At 73.2% G+C, this 20,502-nt stretch carries 20 protein-coding genes and 1 tRNA gene; 2 read left to right on the forward strand and 19 right to left on the reverse strand.

Going from position 1 to position 20,502, the window contains the following annotated elements:
* Positions 1 to 16 precede the first annotated feature (16 nt).
* From VLY81_RS07920 to VLY81_RS07930, 3 genes are read right to left on the reverse strand one after another with little or no spacing between them, the layout of a single operon-like run.
* Positions 17 to 649, reverse strand: a complete 633-nt coding sequence (locus VLY81_RS07920) for a hypothetical protein (RefSeq protein ID WP_324667624.1) — start codon at positions 647 to 649, stop codon at positions 17 to 19.
* On the reverse strand, positions 646 to 1,833 hold the full coding sequence (locus tag VLY81_RS07925) for a DAK2 domain-containing protein (RefSeq protein WP_324667625.1): 1,188 nt from the start codon (positions 1,831 to 1,833) through the stop codon (positions 646 to 648). The genes VLY81_RS07920 and VLY81_RS07925 overlap by 4 nt, the downstream gene beginning before the upstream one ends.
* 51 nt (positions 1,834 to 1,884) lie before the next feature.
* Positions 1,885 to 2,286: an Asp23/Gls24 family envelope stress response protein gene (locus VLY81_RS07930; RefSeq protein ID WP_324667626.1), complete on the reverse strand. Its 402-nt coding sequence runs from the start codon at positions 2,284 to 2,286 to the stop codon at positions 1,885 to 1,887.
* 143 nt (positions 2,287 to 2,429) lie between these two features.
* Here VLY81_RS07930 and rpmB point away from each other — a divergent pair, with 143 nt between their 5' ends.
* Positions 2,430 to 2,621, forward strand: a complete 192-nt coding sequence (rpmB, locus tag VLY81_RS07935; protein WP_405001233.1) for a 50S ribosomal protein L28 — start codon at positions 2,430 to 2,432, stop codon at positions 2,619 to 2,621.
* Here rpmB and rpe read toward each other — a convergent pair.
* From rpe to rlmN, 5 genes are read right to left on the reverse strand one after another with little or no spacing between them, the layout of a single operon-like run.
* Entirely contained in the window at positions 2,610 to 3,275 is a 666-nt protein-coding gene (gene rpe / locus VLY81_RS07940) for a ribulose-phosphate 3-epimerase (RefSeq protein ID WP_324667628.1), read from the reverse strand. The genes rpmB and rpe overlap by 12 nt on opposite strands.
* The gene (rsgA, locus tag VLY81_RS07945; RefSeq protein ID WP_324667629.1) at positions 3,272 to 4,192 is read right to left on the reverse strand and encodes a ribosome small subunit-dependent GTPase A; all 921 of its coding nucleotides are present in this window, start codon (positions 4,190 to 4,192) and stop codon (positions 3,272 to 3,274) included. Before rsgA ends, rpe begins: the two co-directional genes overlap by 4 nt.
* 28 nt (positions 4,193 to 4,220) lie before the next feature.
* A complete protein-coding gene (gene pknB, locus VLY81_RS07950) occupies positions 4,221 to 6,428 on the reverse strand; it encodes a Stk1 family PASTA domain-containing Ser/Thr kinase (protein WP_324667630.1) in 2,208 nt (735 codons plus the stop codon).
* Entirely contained in the window at positions 6,425 to 7,156 is a 732-nt protein-coding gene (locus VLY81_RS07955) for a PP2C family protein-serine/threonine phosphatase (RefSeq protein WP_324667631.1), read from the reverse strand. Before VLY81_RS07955 ends, pknB begins: the two co-directional genes overlap by 4 nt.
* Positions 7,149 to 8,276, reverse strand: coding sequence for a dual-specificity RNA methyltransferase RlmN (gene rlmN / locus VLY81_RS07960; protein ID WP_324667632.1), 1,128 nt, complete (start codon positions 8,274 to 8,276; stop codon positions 7,149 to 7,151). Before rlmN ends, VLY81_RS07955 begins: the two co-directional genes overlap by 8 nt.
* 144 nt (positions 8,277 to 8,420) lie before the next feature.
* Here rlmN and VLY81_RS07965 point away from each other — a divergent pair.
* Positions 8,421 to 8,498, forward strand: a tRNA-Pro gene (locus tag VLY81_RS07965).
* A gap of 7 nt (positions 8,499 to 8,505) precedes the next feature.
* On the opposite strand, the gene spo0A is transcribed toward VLY81_RS07965, so the two are convergent.
* The 11 genes from spo0A to VLY81_RS08020 form a co-directional block, all read right to left on the reverse strand.
* Positions 8,506 to 9,360 (reverse strand): sporulation transcription factor Spo0A, encoded by an 855-nt coding sequence (gene spo0A / locus VLY81_RS07970; protein ID WP_324667633.1) that lies wholly within the window; start codon positions 9,358 to 9,360, stop codon positions 8,506 to 8,508.
* 110 nt (positions 9,361 to 9,470) lie between these two features.
* Positions 9,471 to 10,880: a 16S rRNA (cytosine(967)-C(5))-methyltransferase RsmB gene (gene rsmB, locus VLY81_RS07975; protein WP_324667634.1), complete on the reverse strand. Its 1,410-nt coding sequence runs from the start codon at positions 10,878 to 10,880 to the stop codon at positions 9,471 to 9,473.
* 6 nt (positions 10,881 to 10,886) lie between these two features.
* Positions 10,887 to 11,831, reverse strand: coding sequence for a methionyl-tRNA formyltransferase (gene fmt, locus VLY81_RS07980; protein WP_324670371.1), 945 nt, complete (start codon positions 11,829 to 11,831; stop codon positions 10,887 to 10,889).
* A complete protein-coding gene (def, locus tag VLY81_RS07985) occupies positions 11,828 to 12,346 on the reverse strand; it encodes a peptide deformylase (protein ID WP_324667635.1) in 519 nt (172 codons plus the stop codon). Before def ends, fmt begins: the two co-directional genes overlap by 4 nt.
* Before the next feature lie 90 nt (positions 12,347 to 12,436).
* Positions 12,437 to 14,464 (reverse strand): replication restart helicase PriA, encoded by a 2,028-nt coding sequence (gene priA, locus VLY81_RS07990; protein ID WP_324667636.1) that lies wholly within the window; start codon positions 14,462 to 14,464, stop codon positions 12,437 to 12,439.
* Between the two features lie 39 nt (positions 14,465 to 14,503).
* Positions 14,504 to 14,734: a DNA-directed RNA polymerase subunit omega gene (rpoZ, locus tag VLY81_RS07995; protein ID WP_324667637.1), complete on the reverse strand. Its 231-nt coding sequence runs from the start codon at positions 14,732 to 14,734 to the stop codon at positions 14,504 to 14,506.
* Between the two features lie 5 nt (positions 14,735 to 14,739).
* Positions 14,740 to 15,405: a guanylate kinase gene (gmk, locus tag VLY81_RS08000; protein ID WP_324667638.1), complete on the reverse strand. Its 666-nt coding sequence runs from the start codon at positions 15,403 to 15,405 to the stop codon at positions 14,740 to 14,742.
* Positions 15,402 to 15,674, reverse strand: a complete 273-nt coding sequence (gene remA / locus VLY81_RS08005) for an extracellular matrix/biofilm regulator RemA (protein ID WP_324667639.1) — start codon at positions 15,672 to 15,674, stop codon at positions 15,402 to 15,404. Before remA ends, gmk begins: the two co-directional genes overlap by 4 nt.
* Positions 15,675 to 15,686: 12 nt before the next feature.
* Complete coding sequence (locus VLY81_RS08010; RefSeq protein WP_324667640.1) at positions 15,687 to 16,586, reverse strand: YicC family protein; 900 nt, start codon at positions 16,584 to 16,586, stop codon at positions 15,687 to 15,689.
* 83 nt (positions 16,587 to 16,669) lie between these two features.
* Positions 16,670 to 19,468 carry a cation-translocating P-type ATPase gene (locus tag VLY81_RS08015; RefSeq protein WP_324667641.1) on the reverse strand — a complete coding sequence of 933 codons (2,799 nt, stop codon included), beginning with the start codon at positions 19,466 to 19,468 and terminating at the stop codon, positions 16,670 to 16,672.
* Positions 19,469 to 19,575: 107 nt separating this feature from the next.
* Positions 19,576 to 20,469 carry a tetratricopeptide repeat protein gene (locus VLY81_RS08020; protein ID WP_324667642.1) on the reverse strand — a complete coding sequence of 298 codons (894 nt, stop codon included), beginning with the start codon at positions 20,467 to 20,469 and terminating at the stop codon, positions 19,576 to 19,578.
* Positions 20,470 to 20,502 lie beyond the last annotated feature (33 nt).

A 20,502-nucleotide genomic window follows, 5' to 3' on the forward strand; every position in this document is an offset into this window, starting at 1 on the left:
TCGTGCGTCGAAGCCGTCATTCGGCCGAGAGCAAGTAGAAGAAGAGGGGCTGGCCTCCGTAGTAGAGCTCCAGCTCGATGCCCGGCAACGTGGCGCGCAGGGCCTCGGCCAGCCGATCGGCCTCCTCCCGGGTCACGCCGTGACCCCAGTAGAGGGTGAGCAGGCTGCGCCCGTCGCTGAGCAGGCGCCGGGCCACCGCCGTGGTCACGGCGGCCACGTCGCGGCCCACCGAGACCAGCTCGCCGTCCGCCATGCCCACGATGTCACCGGCGTGGATGACCCGATCCCCGAAGCGAGAGTCGCGGATGGCGTAGGTCACCTCCCCGCTGGCCACGCGAGCACAGGCCTTCTCCATCTGCTGGACGTTGGCGTCGAGCCCTCGATCCTCGCGAAAGGCCAGGGCGGCGGCCAGTCCCTCCGGCAGGGTCCTCGACGGGACCACCCTCACCGGCTTCTCCGAGATCTCCGCCACCTGGCGCGCCGTCATCAGGACGTTCTTGTTGTTGGGCAACAGCAACACGCTGCGGGCGGCGGTGCGACGGACCGACGCCATCAATTCCTCGATGCTGGGGTTCATCGTCTGGCCGCCGTCGACGATCTCGTCGACGCCCAGGCTGCGGAAGATGCGGGCCAGCCCCTCGCCACTCACCACCGCGACGACGCCGGCCTCTCGCTCCGTGGCGGGCGCACCCCTGGCCGCGAGGAGCCCGGCCGGGGGCGTGGACGCGGCCCGAGCCGTCGTACGGGGCGCGTGCGAGTTGCCCGACGGCGCGACCACGGCCGTCGCGCGCCGGCTGCCCAGGCGTGCGGGTACCGGTTGGGCCTGACCACCCCGGCGCCCCGGGCCGAGGCGGCGGGAGGGGCAGGCGCGTGGGCCCCCCGGGAGGCGGCCTTGCGGGCCGCCTGGCGGTTTTGCTCCTGCATGTTGTTGATGGAGATGGCCAACAGCTCGCCCCACCGCAGCCCCGCCTCCAGGGCCTGGCCCGGGTGGTTGGTGTGGACGTGCACCTTGACCAGATCGGCATCGCCCACCACCAACAGCGAGTCGCCCAGATCCTGTAGCGCCTCCAGGAGCAGCTGGTGGGGGATGGCGCGGCCGCGCACCAGGAACTCGGTGCAGTAGCGAAACGTGACGTCGGTCTCCGCGATACCCCCGTGCCCCGGCACCGCCTCCACCGCCGGCGCCGCACCGTGATCGGGCGCCGTCCCGGCGGGTGCGGCCGAGGCCTCGAGCTCCACCTCGCCCCGCGCTGCCCGCACCGCGGCCTCCAAGAGCACCACGAGGCCCCGCCCGCCCGCGTCGACCACCCCGGCCTGCGCCAGCACCGGCAGCTGGCGGGGGGTCTGCGTCAGCGCGGCGCGGGCGCCCTCCAGCGCCGCCTCCAGCACATCGGGGATGCGAGCGGCGGGCCGGCGGTGGACCAGCTTCTCGGCCGACCGGGCAGCCGCCCGCCCCACGCTCAGCATGGTGCCCTCCACCGGCTTGATGACGGCGCGGTAGGCGGTATCGGCCGCCTCCTGCAAGGCCCGCGCCACCATGGCGGGCCCCTTCTCGCCCGGGTGGCGGGGAGAGGCCAGCACCCGTGCGAACCCTCGCATGAACTGCGACAGGATGACGCCGGAGTTGCCCCGTGCCCCCATCAGGGCGCCCTGCGAGGCCGCGGTCACCAGCTCCTCCAGCCGAGCATCGGGGCCCTTGCGCTCCACCTCGCGTAACGCGGCGCCCATGGTGAGGGACATGTTGGTGCCGGTGTCGCCATCGGGGACGGGAAAGACGTTGAGGGCGTCGATCTCGGCTCGAGCCTGCTCCAGCATCTGGACGGCCAGTTGCATCCAGGTCAGGAAGAGACGGTTTCTGCGTGGTGCGGCCGAAGCATCCATCTCCTATGCCCTCCGGGAATAGCTTTCATGGCTGCGCCGACGGTCCGACTCCGCGACGCGTACGCCCTGGACGTGCACGTTGACCTGGGCCACCGTCAATCCCGACAGTTGCTCCAGGCGGTGGCGCACCTGCTCCATCACGTTGCGGGCCACCTGGAGGATGTTGACGCCGTACTCGACGATGACGAAGAGGTTGATGACCACGTACTCGCCGTCATCGACCCGGATCTCGACGCCGCGATGGATGCTCTCCAGCCCCAACAGCTCCGCGATGCCGTCGGGGACGCTGCGAGCGGCCACCCCCACGATGCCGTAGCACTCCCGGGCGGCGTAGCCGGCGATGGCCGACAGCGCCTCCTCGGAGAGCCGGATGCGCCCGAACTCGTTGGTCAACGTCACACTCACGGCCCGCGCCTCCTCGCGGCGCCATCATAACAGACGGCCCGCCCATCCCATATTCCCTGCCTCGCTTCGGCTCCCTCTCGAGGGCGCAGCCGTGGTAAAATGGGCGCCGGCTCATGTTACGGACGAGAAGGGTGGACAAAGACGTGGCTCGTCAGTGCAGGGTCTGCGGCAAGGGTGCCATGACCGGGTTCAATGTGAGCAAGTCCAACCGGCACACCCACCGGCGGTGGCTCCCCAATCTGCACCGGCGCCGCATCGTCCTCGACGGCCGCGTGGAGCGGGCGTACGTCTGCACGCGCTGCCTCAAGGCCGGCAAGGTGCAGCTAGCGGTCTGACGGCGGCCGCGCGGTCCTGCGCAGGCGGGTCAGGGCGGCCGCCGGGTCGGGATCGCCGAAGACCGAGGTGCCCGCCACCAGCACGCTGGCGCCCGCGGCGACCAGGTGCGGCGCGGTCCGTTCGTCGACGCCACCGTCGACCACCACGTCCGCGTGCGAGCCCTGCGACTCCAGCAGCCGGCGCACCTCCGCCACCTTGCGCAGCATGCCGGGGATGAAGGGCTGTCCGCCGAAGCCGGGGTTGACCGTCATCACCAGCACCTGGTCCACCAGCTCCACGACGTAGCGGAGGCTCTCCACGGGCGTTGCGGGGTTGAGGGCGGCGCCGGGGTGCAGCCCCAGCTCCCGGATCTGCCGCAGGAGACGATCGAGGTGCACGGTGGCCTCCACGTGGATGGTGAGCCGGTCGGCCCCGGCCCGGGCGAAGGCCTCGAGCCAGCGCTCCGGCGCCTCCACCATCAGGTGCACGTCCAGGGGCAGCGACGTCACCCGCCGCAACGCCTGCACCACCGGCGGGCCGATGGTGAGATTGGGCACGAAGTGGCCGTCCATGACGTCCACGTGCAGCCAGTCGGCGTTGGGCACCCGACCCACCTCGTGGGCCAGGTGGGCGAAGTCCGCTGCCAGCAGCGACGGGGCGATCTTGACGCTCACGAGTATCGCCTGGCCTCCCGTTGAAGGGCCTCGTCCAGCAGCCGCCGATAGTGCCGGTACCGTGACGGAGCCACCCGTCCCTGCTCCACCGCCTCGGGCAGGGCGCAGCCCTCCTCCCCGCGGTGCAGGCATCGCTCCTTGAAGCGACAGTGCGCCGCCTCCCGGCGGATGTCGGGCATCAGCCGCCACAGCTCTCGGGCTTCGACGCCCTCCAGGTCCAGGCGGGAGAAGCCGGGCGTGTCGGCCAGAAGCCCCCCGTCCGGCAGCTCCAGCAGCCGCACCACGCGGGTGGTGTGCCGACCACGCTGGGACCTGGCCGAGACGTCGCCCACCTCGAGCCGCGCCTCGGGGCACAGCACGTTGAGCAACGAGGACTTGCCGACACCCGACGGGCCGCTCAGGGTGCTGACGTGGCCCACCAGCAGCGCCGCCAGGGGGCCGATCCCCTCGCCCGTGCGGGCGCTGGTGGTCGCCACGGGATATCCCACCGCCTGGTAAAGCGAGCGAAAGGATTGGACCGTCTCCGGGTCGGTCCGGTCGATCTTGTTGAGGCAGACGACGCACGAGAGCCCCTGCGACTCGGCCACCACCAGCAGCCGGTCCAGCCAGCCCAGGTCCGGCTCGGGGCCGGCCACCACCGCCACCACCCGCGTCACGTTGGCCACCGGCGGGCGGATCAGGTGGCTGGTGCGCGGCAGCACCTCTTCGATGACGCCCCGGCCGTCCTGGCCGATGCGGACGCGCACCCGGTCGCCGGCCACCACCGGGCCGCCCTTGCGCACCTTGCCCCGCAGCACCGAGAGGATGCGCTGGCCCGACGGGAGCCAGACCGTATAGAAGCCGGCCTGCCGGGTCACCACCATCCCCGTCGTCTCCGATGGCTCCGGCTCGTGCGCCGCCGTCTCGAGGTCGGTCATGCCTCCCCCCTGCCGCGCGGCAACGCGGTCACCCCTGCCCCGGCGCGGGGAAGGGCTCGTCGGTCACCATCCGACCGTCGATGTAGACCTGAAACCGGGCCGAGGCCCCTCGACCTCGGACCCGCTGCGTCAGGTAGGTCCCGCCGGGCAGGGTCTCCCGGTAGGCCTCCGAGGCCCCGAAGTCGTCGATGACCAGGATGACCACCTCCTGGTTGCCGCCGGGCGGGACCTGGATGTTGACCTCCGCCGTACGCCAGCGGGTGACGCCGCTCGTGCCCGGCGCCGCCGTCGCGCTGGTCGCACCCTGCCCGCTGCCGGGGCCCGGGCCACCGGCCGCCGGCAATGGTTGGGCCGGTTGGACAGGCGCCTGCGGCGCCGGCGTGCCACCCGACGCGCCCGGCACCTGGCCGGCCGCCCCACCGAACTCGGGCACGAGCCCCAGGGTCGGCCCCGGCACGGGCGTCGCCTGGCTGTAGATGAGGTCGACGGGCGAGCCCTGCTCCACCTCGCTGCCTGGCATCGGGTTTTGGTCGATGACGGTACCGTCGGGGAAGTTGGGGTCGGGCTGGGCCCACGTCGAGCCGAGCTGCAGCCCCAGGCTCTCGATCTGGGCCCTCACCTGCTCCAGCGGCAGCCCCGTGAAGTCGGGCAGCATCACGGTCTGAAGGGGCTCGTCTCCCCGGCTGACCACCAGGTGGATGGGGCGCCCCTTCTCGAGTCGGGAGCCGGCCGCGGGATCCTGCAGCACCACGGTATTGGGTGTCAGCCGGGCCTCGTAGCGGGTCGTCACCTCGCCCAGCACGAAGCCGCCTTGCGTGATGGCCACCTGCGCCTCGCGCAAGGGGCGCCCGACCACGTCGGGGACCACGCCCACCTCGGGCCCCAGGCTGAGCGTCACCCAGACGCGCCGGCCCTCCCGCACCCGCCGGCCGGGCTCGGGATCCTGACGGATGACGTGCCCCATCGGCACGCTGTCGGAGTAGATGCGCTGGTCGACCCCGTACTCCAGCGACTGCTGCGCCAGGATGGCCCGTGCCTCGGCCTCGGTGCGGCCCACCACCGTCGGCACCATGACCTCCCGGGGGAAGAGCAGATCGAGCAGACGGGTGCTGGCCCACAACATCCCCCCCAGGAAGGCGAGGACGAAGGCCCACCGGACCAACCGTCCGCGCCGCCCCCGGGCGGGGCGCTGTCCGCGACTCGTCTCGACTCCCTCCTCGTGCCCCGAGAGCCCCTCGCCACCGGCCGCCTCCATCCGGCTCCTGCTCACGACCCGCGTCACGGCGCCGTCGATACCGGCCCGTGCCGGGCTGGCGGCTTGACCGAGGGGCTCGCCGTGGAGGACGCCGCGGCCACGTTCGCCGGAAGCCGGGGTCGCCCCCTGCACCAGCGTCACGGTCGCGAACTCCTCGGCCTGCGGCACGGCCTGGCGCAGCTCCTCGGCGAAGGCGTCGGCCGAGGCCGGCCGCTCGCCCGGTGCCTTGGCCAGCGCGTGCATGACCGCGCGCTCCAGCGCCGGCGGGATGCCGGGGACCCGCTCGCTCAGAGGCGGGACCGGGTCGTGGATGTGCCGGAGCGCCACGGCCACCGGCGAGTCGGCGGAGAAGGGGACCTGCCCGGCCAGCATCTCGTACAGCACGATGCCCAGCGAGTAGATGTCGCTGGGAGCGCCGATGGTCTGGCCCCGGGCCTGCTCCGGCGAGAAGTAGTGGACGGAGCCCAGGATGGTGCCCGAGTCGGTCAAAGAAGCGGCACTGGCCGCCCGGGCGATGCCGAAGTCCGCCACCTTGACCAGGCCCTCGGCGGTGATGAGGATGTTGTGGGGCTTGATATCGCGGTGCACCAGGCCGTGGCGGTGGGCGTGCGCCAGAGCCCTGGCCACCGCCAGCGCCACGGCCACGGCGGCCTCGGGCGAGAGCCGCCCCCGCTCGCGCAAGACCTGCTTGAGGCTCTTGCCGTCGACGAACTCCATGACGATGTAGTGGGCGCCCTGGTCCTGGCCCACGTCGAAGACCTGCACCACGTGGGGGTGCGACAGGCGCGCCGCGGCCTGGGCCTCCCGGCGGAACCGCTCGACGAACTCTCGGTCCGCGGTGAACTGGTCGCGCAGCATCTTGACGGCCACGACCCGGCCCAACAGCTCGTCCATGGCCCGGTAGACGACGGCCATGCCGCCCTCGCCCACCCGATCCATGAGCCGGTAGCGGCCGGCCGCCAGCCGTGACAGCGCGCTCACGACATGCTCACGCTCCCCGGGGCCGCCTCTCGCTCCAGATCGTCGGCCTCGACGAAGGCCACCACCACCGTCACGTCGTCCGGGGCCTGCCTTCGGATGGCCTCCCGGAGCAAGGCGTCAGCGGCTTCGCGCGCCGAGTGCGCCCCCGAGACCATTCGTGCGATCTCGTCGGTCTCCAGCGCGCCGGTCAAGCCATCGGTGCAGAGCACCAGCCGGTCGCCCGGCGCCAGGGGCACCTCCACCACGTCCACCTCTGGCGCACGCTCGCCGCCCAGTGACCGGGTCAGCATGTGGCGCTGCGGATGCCGGCGAGCTTCCTGCTGGGTCAGATGCCCGTCTCGCATCAGCTCGCCCGCCACGGAGTGGTCCTGCGTCAACTGGGTGGCGCGGCCCCCACGGATCAGATAGGCCCGACTGTCGCCCACGTGCCCCACGACCAGACGCCCCTGCCCGACCCATGCCGCGGTGAGGGTGGTGCCCATCTCCTGCCACCCGGGGTGCCTTGCCGCCATCTCCCGGATCCGGCCATGGGCCCGCTCGAAGGCGGCGCGCACTGCCCCGGCCTGCGGCGGCGCGGCGAGCGGCGGGTCGGCCAGCGTCTCGGCCGCCAGGCGCGCGGCCACGTCGCCGCCTGCATAGCCCCCCATGCCGTCGGCGACCAGGAGCAGGTCGCCGCGGGCGACGCAGGCGTCCTCGTTGCGGGTGCGGCCCGCGCCCCGGTCACTCACCCAGGCCGTCTCGACCGGCGCTCACCTCCACGAGCCGTCGACGCTCCCACCGGGCCCCCAGCTGCCCACAGGCCGCGTCGATGGCTCGCCCCCGGGGACGGCGCACCGTGACGGGGATGCCGGCGTGCGCCAGCGCCGCCCTAAAGCGGCGGACCGCGCCCGGGCTCGAGGGCTCGAAGGGCAGCCCGGGTACCGGGTTGTAGGGGATGAGGTTGACGTGGCAGAGCAAGCCGCTCAACAGGGTGGCCAGCTGGCGAGCGTGGAGCGGCCCGTCGTTGACACCGCCCAGCATGACGTACTCGAAGGAGACCCGGCGCCGGGTCGCCTCGACGTACGCCCGCACCGCCCCCATCAACTCCGACAGGGGCCAGCGGCGATTGAGCGGCACCAGCCGATCGCGCAAATCGTCGTCAGCGGCGTGCAACGAGATGGCCAGGTTGACCTCCAGCGTCGGCTCGGCCGCCAGCGCCCGTATGCCGGGCACGACGCCCGAGGTGGAGACCGTCAGCCGGCGCACGCCGATGCCGAAGCCGTCGGGCGCGCGGATCAGGTCGATGGACTGGCGCAGCGCCCGCCAGTTGGCCATCGGCTCACCCATCCCCATGAAGACCACGTGGGTCGGCCACCGCCCGGCGTGCGCCCGGGCCCACAGCAACTGTCCGGCGATCTCGGCCGCGGTCAGGTTGCGCCGCAGGCCCACCTGCCCGGTCGCGCAGAAGGGACAGCCGACCGCGCACCCGGCCTGCGTCGAGACGCAGAGGGTCAGGCGATCCCCCTCGGGGATCACGACGGTCTCGACGCGCGCCGGGACGAGCCCCGCCGCCTCGAGCATCAATACGGCTTTCTGCGTGCCATCCGCGTCGGCCTGCACCGCCAGCGCCGTCAGCCGGGCCTGCCAGGCCGACGCGCGCAGGCGCTCCCGCAGACCGACGGGCAGATCGGTCATCGCCAGGGGATCGGCGACGCCGTGGCCGAAGACCCACTCCCCCACCTGCGATCCCCGGTAGGCCGGCTCGCCCTGCTGGGCCATCCAGTGCCGCAGCTCGGACCGGGGCCGCACCAGGCCCAGCGGGAGCACCGTCTCGGGCAGGCCGGGTGCCCTCGCCGCAGCTCGGGCCATCCCTGTGCGCTCCACCCCTCAATTGACACGCTTCCCGACCGGGCAGTATACTGGCGCTGCCCGGACGTAAGGGCCGGGGCACGGCCCAGCCGAGATTATACCACGGCAGGGTGCGCACCCCGGCGGTCACGCCGGTGCCGGCGTCGGGGCGTAGCTCAGTTTGGTCAGAGCGTGCGGTTCGGGACCGCAAGGCCGGAGGTTCAAGTCCTCTCGCCCCGACCATTCTCCCCTAGGCGGACTTCTCCAGTCCCTGCAGCGGCGGCAGGCTCCCGTAGAAGCGCACCCGATCCGCGAGCTTCGCGATCATCAGGGAGTTGGTGGGCAACCGATCGTCGCGGGTGCCGATGCCGGTCAGGGCCCGCAACAGGTCGCGGTTGCCGTGCTCCCACGCCGCCATGATGGCGTTTCGGATGGCGGCCTCGACGCCTCCCGCCGTGGTGCCGTACTTGTCGGCCAGGCGCGGATAGATCTCCTTGGTCAGCGATCCGCCCAGCATCCGGTTCTCGCGCACCACCATCAAGACCGCATCGCGCAGGTAGATGTAGCCCTTGAAGTGAGCCGGCACCCCCACCTGGTGGAGCAGCCCCGTGATGGCGGCCTCGGCGTCCTGGCCCTGCGTCACCCAGTCGCCGGCCCGGGCGCCGCGGGAGACGGGGGGACCGCTCTCATCGTCGTGCGCCGCGGACTCCTGCGCCGTGCCGAACTCCCGGATCCGTTGGGCCAGCAGATCCAGGTCGAACGGTTTCACGATGAAGTATTGAGCACCCAGCTCGGTGAAGCGCTGGATCACGTCCTCCCGCCCGAAGGCGGTCAGGACGATGACGGCCGGGCGAATCAACCGGCCCGAGTCGCTGGTCGCCACCCCGTCCATGTGCCGCAGGCGCTCCATGACGGCGAGCCCGTCCAGGTGCGGCATGGTGATGTCCAGGATGACGACGTCGGGGCTCAGGCGCTCGATCTTGGCCAGGGCTTCCTCGCCATCGTAGGCCCGTCCGACCACCTCCATGTCGGGCAGGCTGTTGAGGTAGCTCTCCAGCGTCTCGACGAGCTCGATGTTGTTGTCGGCGACCAAGACGCGTATCACTTTCGGTGTGACACTCCTCTCAGCCGGACTCGGTGAAAAGAAGCGGCCGCCCTGCCCCCATCCTCACGCGTGAGGCTCCCGGGTGCGGCCGTGTCGGTAACGATGGTGGCTCACTTTTCGTGTCCGGCAGCGCGCCCTCCTGCCGGTCGTGTGACGCGCGATCGGTCGAATCGCACGACAAAGAACCCATCGGTCCGACACCGGTGGGGAAGCAGGATGAGGCCCTCCGCCGTCTCCGGCTGCGCGCAGTCGAGGCCGGCCGGCGCCTGCGGCGGCGGGATGGGGACCCGCTCGAGGCGCGCGTCGGCTGACAGCCGCCGCACGTGCTCCACCGTCTCCTCCGCCTCGAAGGAGCAGACGCTGTAGATGAGGCGGCCGCCGGGGCGCAGCAGATCCACGGCCGCCTCCAACAGCTCGCGCTGAAGTCGGGCCATGGCCTCCACGTCCTCGAGACGGCGTCGCCACCGGACGTCGGGATGGCGCGCCAGCGTGCCGAGGGCCGTGCAGGGGGCGTCCAGCAGCACGAGATCGAAGCGACCCGGCGCGAGGGGGACCCGGGTGGCGTCGCCGAGCACCGTGCGGATGGAGCGCAATCCCAGACGGCGGGCATTGCGGCGCACCAGACCGAGGCGTGCCGCGTGGGCGTCGATCGCGACGATTCGCGCCGCGTCGCCGCTCGACTCGGCCAGGTGGGTCGTCTTGCCGCCCGGGGCGGCGCACAGATCGGCGATCCGCTCGCCGGCTCGGGCGCCCGCGACGTGGCCCGCCAGCATCGCGGCCTCGCTCTGCGGCGTGAACCACCCTTCCTCGAAGCCCGGCAGCGACTCCACGGCTCCCCCGCCTCCCTCCAGCCACAGCCCCCCGGGCACCAGGGGGGTGGGATGGGCCCTCACTCCCCGGGCGCGCCAGACCTCGCCGAGCCGCTCGGGGGTGGCGCGTAGCGGATTGACCCGCACCGACAGGGGCAACGGCTCGTTGTCGGCCCGCAGGATGGCCTCGGTGGTGGTGGCGCCCCAGCGGTCGAGCCACCGGCGCACGAGCCAGCGCGGATGTGAGTGGGTCACGGCCAGCCGGGCGTCGAGGGGGCCGTCGGAGGGAGCGGGAAGCCCGCCGTCGGCCTCTCGCACCAGGGCCCGCAACACGGCGTTGGCGAAGGCCGCCGGCCCGCCGCCCAGGTCGCGTGCCTGGCGGACAGCCAGGTCCACCGCGACGGGCGCGGGGGTCTCCCGGGAGAAGCCGATCTCGTAAGCGGCCACCCGCAGGATCTGCCACAGGGTGGGGTCGACGGAGTCGCGGGGGCGACGGCTCACCCGACCCAGGGCATAGTCGAGCCGGCTCCTCCATCGCACGACCCCCGTCGCCAGGGCGGTCGCGGCCGCGGCCTGCGCCGGCGAGGCGTGGCGCCGCGCCAGCAGGGCCCGCAACGCCAGCGACAGGTAGGCGCCCTCGCGCTCGAGGCGCTCCAGCGCCTGCACGGCCAGGCGCCGGGCGACGAGCCCGGGCACCTCCCGGCTCTCCACCGCCCCTCACCCGCCCAGGTGGCGCCCCGGCGTCAGGCGCAGGCCGTTGGCGAGGTCCAGGCCCGTCATGACCCGGCTCCCCTCCGGCTGCACCCGATGCAGCCTCAAGACGCTGCCCGCCCCGCACCCCACCAGCAGGGCGCCCGCTCGGGCGTCGACGCCCAAGATGGCGCCCGGTTGCACCCCCGGCCGGGGCTCGGGCTCGACTCGCGCCTCCACGAGACGCACCCGTCGGCCGTCGAGGGTGGTGTAGGCGCCAGGCCACGGCGTGAAGGCCCGCACCTGCCGTTCGATGCGCACGGCCGGCGCGCTCCAGTCGACCAGGCCCTCCTCCTTGTCGAGCCGGGGCGCCAGAGTGGCCCCGGTGGGCGGCTGGGCAACCGGGCGGAGCGTGCCGTGCTCCAGCCGGGCCAGCGCCTCCACCAGGAGCCCGGCCCCTCGCACGGCCAGGCGATCGTGCAGGGAGGCGGCCGTGTCGTGGTCGCCGATCACCTCGGTCGCCTGCAACAGGATGGGTCCCGTATCCCAGCCCTCGTCCATCCGCATGATGGTGACGCCCGTGATGCGGTCGCCCTCCAGGATGGCGCGGGCGATGGGAGCGGCTCCTCGCCACCGGGGCAGCAACGAGGCGTGGACGTTGATGCAGCCGTGCCGGGGATACGTCAGGACGGGCGGCGGGATCTTGTGGGCGAAGGCGACCACCACCAGCGCGTCGGCTCCCGTCTCGGCCAGCACCTCGAGCCACTGCTCGGCGTCGGGGCGCTCGGGCTGCCAGACGGCCATCCCCAACCTCGACGCGGCCTCCTTGACGGGCGGCGGAGCCAGTCGCTGACCCCGGCCCCGAGCCCGGTCGGGTTGCGTGACGACCCGCCCGATCTGGTGCCCCTCGCGCACCAGGGCCTCGAGGCTCGGCACGGCGAAGTCCGGCGTGCCGGCGAAGACCAGCTTCAGGGGCTCGCCTCCTCGGTACGGGCCGGGTGTTGGCCCCGCCCCCCGGCCGCGGCGGCCTCGCCCGCGGGCTCCGTCTCCTCCACCAGGCGGCTCGCCTTGTCGATGAAGAGCACCCCGTCCAGGTGATCCACCTCGTGCTGGATGATGCGCGCCAGGTACCCCTCGGCCTCGAGCTCGACCGGACGGCCGCGCTCGTCCAGCGCGCGTACGCGCACCACGGCCGCGCGCTCCACGTAGCCCGTCACGCCGGGGATGCTGAGGCAACCCTCCACGTCGACGTCCACGCCGTGGTGCTCCACGATCTCCGGGTTGATCAGCGCCATGAACCGGTCGCCCGGATCCACCACGATGACGCGCTCCAGCACACCCACCTGGTTGGCCGCGAGGCCCACCCCGGGCGCCTCGTACATCGTCTGGCGCATGTCCTCGATCAGCTTGCGATGCCGGCGCGTGATGCGCTCCACCGGCTTCGCCCGCTGACGCAGCACCGGATCCGGATGCTTGCGAATGGGCAACAGAGCCAACCGATCGCCCGCCTCGCCTCCTGGCCCTTCGCGGCCTGCTCGTCGTCAACGGGTATTATAGCAGGCGGTGACGACCCGCCCTCACAGCACGTCCACGGGGTCGGGATCCACCACCACCGACTCGGGTCGCAAGGCACCCGTCAGGGGCTCCGACTCCACCAGGCCACGCACCAGCTCCCGTGGGAGTGGCGACGGGCCTCGTACCACCACCTGCCACCGCCACCGATCCCGCAGCCGGGCGAGGGGCGCCGGTGCCGGACCCAGCACCTTCACCCCGCTCCGTCCCGCAGCCGCCTCCTCCAGGCGCCGGGCCATCTCGACGGCTGCACCCCGGGCCCGAGGCTCCTCCGGATCCTGGGCCACCAGCCGCACCAGCTCCCCGAAAGGCGGGTAGGACCACCGGCGCCGGAAGGCGAGCTCCCGATGATAGAAGCGCTCGGCCTCACCCGAGACGGCGGCCCGGATGCTGGGATGGTCGGGCTGGAAGGTCTGGACGATGACCTGGCCGGGACGCGGACCGCGGCCGGCCCGCCCCGCCACCTGCACCAGGTGCTGGAAGGTCCGCTCGGCCGCGCGGAAGTCGGGCAGCTGCAGCGTCACGTCGGCCAGCACTGCCGCCGCCAGGGTGACGCCGGGGAAGTCGTGGCCCTTGGCCACCATCTGGGTGCCGACCAGGATGGCAGGCGCCTGCCGGGCGAACGCGTCCAGGATGCGCCGGTGCGCGTCGCGTCGGCCCGTGGTGTCGGCGTCCATGCGCAAGACGGGGACCCCGGGGAAGGCGGCAGCGAGGGCGGCCTGCACCCGCTGGGTGCCGAAGCCCACCGCTGCGATCTCCTCGTCGCCGCAGCGAGGGCAGCGCCCGGTCACCTCGGTCTCGTAGCCGCAGTAGTGGCACCGCAGCGAGCCCCGACCGGGCCCGTGGTGATAGGTGAGGCCCACGTCGCAGTGCGGGCACCGCCAGGAGAAGCCGCACGCCCGGCAGATGAGGGCCCCCGAGAAGCCGCGGCGATTGACGAAGACGATGGCCTGCTCCCGGTGGGCCACCACTTCCCGCAGGGCCTCCCGCAGGGGCCGGCTGATGGGCGACACCTCGCCGGTGGCGGCCAGCTCCTCGCGAAGGTCCACGATGCGGGCACTCGGCATGGGGCGCGCGTCGATGCGCTCGGGCAGCCGCAACAGCCTCAACTGACCGTCGAGGGCTGCCTGCATGGACTCCAGGGAGGGCGTGGCACTGCCGAGCACGACGGCCGCCCCCGCCTCCGTGGCCCGGTGGAAGGCCACCTCCCGGGCGTGGTAGCGGGGCGACTCGTCCTGCTTGTACGAGGACTCATGCTCCTCGTCCAGCACGAACAGCCCCACGTCGGCCACGGGCGCCAGCACCGCCGAGCGAGCGCCCACCACGACCCGGGCTTCGCCCGAGCGGACCCGCTCCCAGTGGTGGCGCCTCCAGCCCGCCGCCATCTGGCTGTGCAGCACCGCGATCCGGTCGCCGAAGCGGCGGCGCAGCGAGCCGACCAGCTGCGGCGTCAGGGCGATCTCGGGCACCAGCAACACCGCCGAGCGGCCGGCCTGCAGGCAGGCCGCCACGGCCTCCTCGTAGACCCGTGTCTTGCCGCTGGCGGTCACGCCCCACAGCAAGAATCGCTGAGCCTGCCGGCGCTGGATGGCTTCGACGATGGGGGCCAGCGCCTCCCGCTGCCACACCGTCAGCGGCGGCTCCGGCGAGCCGGGCCCTTGCAGGCCGTCGGCCCGCGCGTCGGATGCCACGCCGCCGAATCCCCGCGGGGCACCCCGACGCGCGGGGGGCGGAGCGACGATGTCGATGGCCGCCCCCAGGGGGGCGAGGTACCGGTGGGCCAGCCACCGAGCCAGGGCCAGGGCGTCGGCCGGGCAACGCTCCTCGCCGGGGCCCACCCCGACGATCCGCTTGAGGCGCACGCCGCCGGGAGCCGGCGCATGGGCCACGACCCATCCGCGCACCACGCGCTGGCGCAGCGGCACTTGGACCCGCTCGCCGGGAGCGGGCAGGGGCTCTCCCTCGGGGGCCAGGTAGCTCAGGGGGTGGTCGATCGCGGCATCCTGGGGGTCGATGGCGACCAGGGCCGCCACCGACGCCGGCGGGCGGGGACGATGTCCTGGCGCCGTGGTCTACTTGACCCCGCTCCGGGACGGCAGCTCGCAGAGCACGAGCCCCTGGTAGATCTCGTGCAGGGCGATGGTGACCGGCTTGGTGGAGTCGATGGCCACCACCGGCGGCTCTCCCTCCAGGAGCTGCCGCGCACGCCGGGCGGCGGCCGCCACCAGCGTGTAGCGGCTGCGAGCCGGGTTCTTGGCCAGCATCTCGTAAAGCGGCGGCTGGTTGAGCACGGTCCCGCCCACTCCCTCTACCGACCGGGCCGGGTCTCCTGTCGCGACGCGTCCGCCCGTGCCCCCGTCGGCCAGCGGAGCCGGTGGGGCCGACAGGCCTCGGCCCGGATGATGGACTCCAGCAGCAGGCTCGCCTCGTCCACGTTCGCGTTGACGATGACGTAGTCATAATCGGGCGCGGCTTCCATCTCTGTCAAGGCCATGGCCATCCGCCGCTCGATGGCACGAGGGTCGTCGGAGGCCCGGCGGATCAGGCGCTCCCGCAACGTCTCCAGCGACGGCGGCAACAAGAAGACGAAGACGGCGTCGAGCCGCCGGGAGGCCCGCAGCTGCTGTGCCCCCTGGATGTCGATGTCGAGCAGCACGATGCGCCCCGAACAGACCGCTTCGGAGACGTAGCGCGCCGGCGTGCCGTAAAGGTGGTCGCCGAAGCGGGCCCACTCCAGCAGCTCCCCCGCCTCCACCAACCGGGCGAAGCGTTCGGTGGTGACGAAGAAGTAGTCACGCCCGTGGATCTCACCGGGCCGCGGCGGCCGGGTCGTCACCGAGATCGAGTAGAGCAGCTCGGGCATGCGACGCCGCACGGCGTTGACCAGGGTATTCTTGCCGACGCCGCCGGGGCCGGAGACCACCACCAGGAAGCCGCGCTCGAGCGGGCCGGGTGTCGCGGGGGAGGCGGTCATTGGGCGGGCGCGGGCGTCTCCGCCTGATCCCGGCTCGTCAACCGGTGCGCGACCGTCTCGGGCTGCACGGCCGACAGGATGACGTGCTCGCTGTCGGTGATGATGACCGCCCGGGTCCGGCGCCCGTACGTCGCGTCGATGAGCCGGCCCCGGTCCCTGGACTCCTGGATGATGCGCTTGATGGGCGCCGACTCGGGGCTGACGATGGCCACGATGCGATTGGCCGAGACGATGTTGCCGAAGCCGATGTTGATCAGTCGAATCTCCACCCGCTGGCCCCCCTACTCGAAGTTGGCGATCTGCTCACGCATCCGCTCGACCTCGGCCCGAAGCTCGATGAGGCGGTGGACCGCCTCGGCCTGGGCGACCTTGGCGGTGGCCGTGGATAGCTCCCGGTCCATCTCCCTCAGCAAGAACTCCATCCGCCGGCCCGGCGCCGGCTCCGCCGCCAGCTGGCGCATGTGGGCCACGTGCTCCGCCAGGCGGTCCAGCTCCTCCGACACGTCGGCCTTGTCGGCGGCGATGGCCACCTCCTGGGCCAGGCGCTGGCGGAAGGCCTCGTCCTCCAGCAGGCGCCTCCCCTCCGTGATCAGCGCCGAGCCCGCCAGCAACCCCGCCAGCCTCTGCTCGAGCCGCTGCTGGTGGAGCCGGGCCCACTGGCCGCCCTGCTCGCGTAGGCGCCCCAGCGCCGCCTCCACCGCGTCCAGCCGGGCCGCGGTCTCCTGCCAGAGCCTGGTCCCCTCGACCCGGCGCATGCGCTCCACCTGGTCGAGGGCCGCGTCGACCAGCGGGGCCAGCGCCTCCCAGAGGGCATCCTCCTCGGGCGGCGTCTCATCGACCGAGACGACCTCCGGAAGCACCAGGAGGTCGGCGACCGAGAAGGCGACCGAGGATCCGATCTCCTGCTGGATTTGCGTCAACTGTTGCCAATACCGGCGCAAAACCGCCGCGTTCACCCGCACACTTCGCCGGGCGGTCTCCAACTCCTGCGCCACCACGCTCACCTCGACCCGCCCCCGCACCAGCCGGGCCGCCACCCGATCCCGGACCCGGGGATCCAGCGAGGGCCAGCCGCGCGGCCAGTGGCACGAGACGTCGAGACAGCGGTGGTTGAGGGTCCGGATCGCGACCTCCAGCGTGCCCCACGGGCTCGGCCCCCGGGCCGTCCCGAAGCCCGTCATGCTCGCAGGAGCGCAAGCGGGGGGCACCTCGCGTGGCGAGGGCAGCGCCAAGGCTTGTCACCTCTCCGACGGGCCCCATCTTATCACGACGCCCGTCCGCGTGACAGGGCGGGGATGAGCCTCGCCACGAGCCGGGAGGCACGGGCACCTCCCCAGTCCCCGAGGCTCTGCATGGCCGCGACCCCCACGGAGCCGGCCGCCACCAGGGCCCATACGCCCGCGGGCAGAGGGGTCGTGCCGAAGAGCGGCTGTAGCGCCGGCCAGGCGACGACGGCTCCCAGCAGCCCCGCCGAGATGAGCACCGAGCCCGCCAGGACCGGAGGCGGCAGTCCGTGGCGCCCGGCGTCGTAGCCCATCTTGAGGGCGTAGACGAGCTGCAGGAGCACCAGGCTGGCGAAGGCCGCCGTCCTGGCTTGGGCCTGGCTTCCGCCGAGGGCCAGGGTGGCGGCGAAGACGAGGAGGGTGCTCATCCCGATGACCGTGCCCTGCGCCACGATCTCCTCTCCCGCCCCACGGGCCAGGAGCCCCTCCTGCCGAGAGCGGGGCGGGCGCTGCATCACGCCCCTGGCCGGTGGCAGCAGCCCCAACGCCAGGGCCGGCAGGCCATCCGTCACCAGGTTGACCCACAGGATCTGCAAGGCCGTCAGCGGCACCGGCAGCCCCAGCAGGCTGGCGCCCAGCATGGTCAGCATCTCGCCGGTGTTGCAGGCCAGCAGGTATCGCACGAACCGCCGGATGTTGTCGTAGATGGCCCGCCCCTCCTCGATGGCGTCGACGATGGTGGCGTAGTTGTCGTCCAACAGCACCAGCGACGCCGCCTGGCGCGCCACGTCCGTGCCGGCGATCCCCATGGCCACCCCGATGTCGGCCTCCTTGAGGGCCGGTGCGTCGTTGATCCCGTCGCCGGTCATCGCCACCACGTGGCCCTCCTGCCGGAGCAGCTGCACCAGCCGGCGCTTCTGATCCGGGGGCACCCGGGCGAAGAGGCGGCAGCGGCCGAGCTGGCCCTCGAGCTCCTCGTCGCTCATGCGCTCCATCTCACGTCCGATCAGGACGGGCTCGTCCTCCCGGGCCAGCCCGATGGCCGCCGCGACCGCCCGTGCGGTCGCCGGGTGATCGCCCGTCACCATCACGGTGCGCACGTGGGCCCTCCGCGCTCGCTCGATGGCCGCCGCCACGTCGGGACGCGGAGGATCCCGCAGCGCCACCAGCCCCAGGAAGGTCAGATCCCGCTCCAGGGCTGCGGCCAGCACCTCCGGGGACGACCGCGGATCGGGGAGGTCCGTGACCGCCGCCCGCCGGGCGGCCACGGCCAGCACGCGCAACCCGTCCGCCGCGAGGTGCTCGGCTCGCTGGACGATGCGGGCCCGCTCCGCCCGCCCCATCCGCTGCTCGCCGGCCGTTCCCTGCCAGCGGGCGCAGGCGGCCAGGATGGCGTCGGGCGCCCCCTTGGCCATCACCTCGGCCACTCCCGGCACCTCCGACGCCACGCCCACGCTCATGCGCCGACGCCCCGCCTCGAAGGGGGCCTCGGCCAGCACGCGGTAGCGGCCGCGCAAGCGCGACGGCTCCAGGCCGGCCTTTCGCGCGGCACAGACCAGGGCGGCCTCCGTCGGATCCCCCACCGCGACCCACCGCCCCGACCGGTGCGCCACGTCCCCGTGGCCGCACAGCACCCCAGCCCGCAGCAGCCGCGCCAGGACCGGTCGCCCCAGCGGATCGACGGCCTGGCCGTCGGCGAAGAAGCCCCCCGACGGGGAGAAGCCCTGGCCACTGATCTCCACGGCGCCCCAGGGCCCCTCGATGCGCACGACGGTCATCTCGTTGAGGGTGAGGGTCCCCGTCTTGTCGGAGCAGATGACGGTGGCGCAGCCCAGGGTCTCGATGGCGCTGAGCTGCCGCACGACGGCGCGCCGCCGGCTCATCCGCTGGACTCCCAGGGCCAGGGCCGCCGTGATGGCGGCCGGCAGCCCTTCGGGGATGGCCGCCACGGCCAGGCTGATGGAGACCAGGAGCATGCCATACCAGGGCTGGCCCTGGGCCACCCCGACGGCGAAGACCACCGTCACCGCCAGCACACACACCGCCACCAGGCGGCGTGCGAGGTGGTCGAGAGCGTGCTGCAGCGGGCTGTCGGGACGGGGCGCCTCGGAGACCATGGCCGCGATGCGGCCGAGCTCGCTGTGGGCTCCGGTGCGGATCACCACCGCCCGTCCGCTGCCCGCCACCGCCGTCGTACCGGCAAAGAGTACGTGGCCGGCACGGCCCGGGCCGGTCTCGTCCGGCGCGGGCATGGGGACGACGACCTTGGGCACGGGCGCCGACTCGCCGCTCAGGGCCGACTCCTCCACCTGCAGGGCATACGCCTCGAGCAACCGGGCGTCCGCGGGGATGCGGTCGCCGGCCTCCACCAGCAGCAGGTCCCCCACGACCAGCTCTCCTGCCGGCACCTCGACCACCTGGCCGCCTCGCACGACCCTCGCCTTTGGGGCCCGCCACTGGGCGAGGGCCCGGATGGCTTGCTCCGCCCGATGTTCCTGCACGAAGCCCAGCAGGACGTTGAGCACGACGATGGCCAGGATGGCCAGGGCGTCGGCCACCTCCCCCAGGCCCCACGCCAGGGCGCCGGCGCCCAGCAGCAGCAGGGTCATGAACGAGCGGATCTGATCCCACAGCAGCCGCCAGCCGACGGCCCCTGTGGACGCTGGCAACTCGTTGGGGCCGTCGCGAAGGAGCCGGGCCCTGGCCTCGTGTGGGTCGAGCCCGGTGTGGGCGTCGGTGCGCAGGCGCCGCAACAGCTCCGGTAGCGCCAGAGACTCCCCGCCGTCGACGGCCGCGCCACCAGCGTGGGTGGGCTGGCGCTGCAACCGGCGTCGTCGCATCCCCGTCGAGCCTCCCGCGGTGCGATTGGGGGCTGTCCTGCTGCCTCCCCTTAAGGTCTATGGGCAGGAGGGGGAGGTGAGCCCCCGCGCGCCGGTCGGGGCGACGCTCACCCGTCGGAGCGGCTCGGCTCCAGTCGCTCGAGGCGAAGCAAGGCGGGGGTGAAGGAGGGGTCGGCCTCCAGGGCTCGCCGGTAGGCCGAGATGGCGGCCTGGCGGTCGCCCCGATGCTCGTAGACCTGCCCCAGGGAGAAGTGAACGCGGGCCGCGCGGAAGTCCACCCGCAGGGCCTGCCTCAGCAGCTCCTCCGCCTCGTCCCAGCGGTCCGACTCCATGAGGCTGCTGGCCAGCAGGACGTAGAGATCCACCCGGTCGGGGGCTCTTGCGATGGCATCCCGCAGGTGCGCCTCGGCGGTGGCCCGCCAGGCCTCCGATGAGGCCGGCGCCGGCGAGGCGGGCCATGCCTGCGACAGCCGCGCGCCCTGCTGCTCGTCGCGCGCGGCCGCGAGCGCCAGCTCGCCCAGTCCCTCGAGGGCCAGGACCGCGGCGGGGGCCTGCTCGAGGAGGGCCCCGTAGGCTCGGGCCGCCATCGGCAGGCGGCCCGTGGCATGGTAGGCCATGGCCAGCAGCCCCTGGGCCGCCAGGCGGCTCGACGGGTCCATCGACTCGAGAGGCAGCGATGCCCCCAGCTCCGCCGCCTGGTCCCACTCGCCGCGGGACCCGTGGACCCAGGCGAGGAGGATGGGGGCCTCGGGATCGTCGGGAGCATTCCATCGTGCCAGGCGGAGCTTGCCGATCGCGGACTCGGTCCGCCCTCGTGCCAGGTCCTCCAGGGCCGAGGCGAGCCACGGGGTCCCGGCCGTGCCGGCCGGCGGCGAGGGAGCCGCGCGGACGCCTACCCAGAGGAGCGCCCAGGCGCTGACCACCACCAACGCCAGCAGGCCCGCCCCGCGTCGGCTCACCCGCCTCGCCCGAGCGCCCCGGCCGTCCCCTTGCGCCGTCATACCTGTGGCTTACGCCCCTCGCCGGGAGGTTCC

The organism is Limnochorda sp. LNt (assembly GCF_035593265.1).
GTDB classification, from domain to species: Bacteria; Bacillota; Limnochordia; order Limnochordales; family Geochordaceae; genus Geochorda; species Geochorda subterranea.

Coding starts and splice junctions, on each gene's coding strand:
- VLY81_RS07925 (WP_324667625.1), bottom strand. CDS start 1,833: ATGCAACTGGCCGTCCAGATGCTGGAGCAGGCTCGAGCCGAGATCGAC.
- rsgA (WP_324667629.1), bottom strand. CDS start 4,192: ATGACCGACCTCGAGACGGCGGCGCACGAGCCGGAGCCATCGGAGACG.
- rlmN (WP_324667632.1), bottom strand. CDS start 8,276: ATGGCCCGAGCTGCGGCGAGGGCACCCGGCCTGCCCGAGACGGTGCTC.
- gmk (WP_324667638.1), bottom strand. CDS start 15,405: ATGACCGCCTCCCCCGCGACACCCGGCCCGCTCGAGCGCGGCTTCCTG.
- VLY81_RS08010 (WP_324667640.1), bottom strand. CDS start 16,586: ATGACGGGCTTCGGGACGGCCCGGGGGCCGAGCCCGTGGGGCACGCTG.
- VLY81_RS08015 (WP_324667641.1), bottom strand. CDS start 19,468: ATGCGACGACGCCGGTTGCAGCGCCAGCCCACCCACGCTGGTGGCGCG.
- VLY81_RS08020 (WP_324667642.1), bottom strand. CDS start 20,469: ATGACGGCGCAAGGGGACGGCCGGGGCGCTCGGGCGAGGCGGGTGAGC.